The organism is Aquabacterium sp. (assembly GCF_030652515.1).
Taxonomy (GTDB): Bacteria; Pseudomonadota; Gammaproteobacteria; order Burkholderiales; family Burkholderiaceae_C; genus Aquabacterium.
The window spans coordinates 1-1,198 of the sequence record NZ_JAUSAR010000204.1 but is presented as its reverse complement, the minus strand read 5'-3'; the positions used below and the strand labels follow the sequence as shown (position 1 = coordinate 1,198).

Here is a 1,198-nt window from a genome sequence, read left to right as displayed (position 1 = left end):
TGCGCAGGCGCAATACGACCAACTATTAGCTAATGGAATGAGCGATAGCGGTCTTCAGGGCCAAGCTCAGGCTGTCGCACAAATCGGTAACCAGTTGGCACAAAACAAAGCCGCTCTGGACGCTGAACTGGAAACGTTGGCAAAGCAGCAGAGCGCGCTTGACCGGTCTTCGGTTGCCTATGCCCTAATTGAAGCCAAGATCAATTCCGCCAATTCGCAACTGGCCGAGACTGACCGGATGCTAGCGCTAATCGTCGCCGGTGTGCCGCCCATTGAAGTTGGGCTAAATAATGCTGCAAACGCGGCGCTCGGTTTGTCTTCAGCGCTCAGCCAGGCATACGGATATGCTGCGGGTCTGCGCAGTGCCATTGACGGCATGAATTTCACCAACATCGCCACCGCCGCGAGCAACGCCGCGCTGTTGGCCGGATCCACTGTTGTCGCTGCTACTGCCGCGGGCCAGCTTGCGGAACAGCACGCAAAGCTTGCCCCGATGCTTGGCAGCGAGGATGGGATCATTCGCAAGCAGGCCGCCTCTCAACTGGCAGCCTACGATGCCGCTTTGCAGACCAACGTCGCCTTGCAGGAGCAGCATGCGACCCTTGTGAAAACGGCCAGCGCGGCCGCTGGCGCGGGCAAAGCCACAAAAACTGCGATGGATGAAGCAGGCAAGGCCGCGAAGAAAGCCGCCAAAGATGCTACCGACGCCGCACAATCCTATGCCGACACCATGCAGGGCTTTGTCACAAGCGGCATCGGCGGCTTTGTCGATCAGATGGTCGATGGTTTCAGCGGTGGCATGAAAAGCATCAAGGATCTGCTGGTCAACACGATCAAACAGATGATCGCCTATGCCCTGAAAAACAAAATCATGCTTGCGCTTGGCCTGGGAGGCGTTCCGGCCTCGGCCCTTGCTGGCGCAGCGCAAGGCGAAGCAGCTTCTGGATCTAGTGGTGGTTTGCTTTCCGGCCTCTTGGGCGGGGCGGGCGGAGCGCTTGGCACAATTGGATCGAGCCTGAGCGCAGGCTTTATGTCTTCAGTGTATGGTGGGCTTGCCGGTATGGGTGGTGCTATCTCTGGTGGGCTTTCGGTTGGCGGCTTGGCGGGCATATCGACGGCGATCGGAGCGATTGCGGCTCCGCTTCTCGCTGTCGCCGCGATCTTCTCATTCTTCAAAACGAAAACCAAGGAACTAGAC

Annotated in this window: 1 pseudogene; it reads left to right on the top strand. The window is 58.3% G+C overall.

Going from position 1 to position 1,198, the window contains the following annotated elements:
* Positions 1–1,198, top strand: a pseudogene (locus Q7V20_RS22935) (hypothetical protein); the annotation flags it as partial.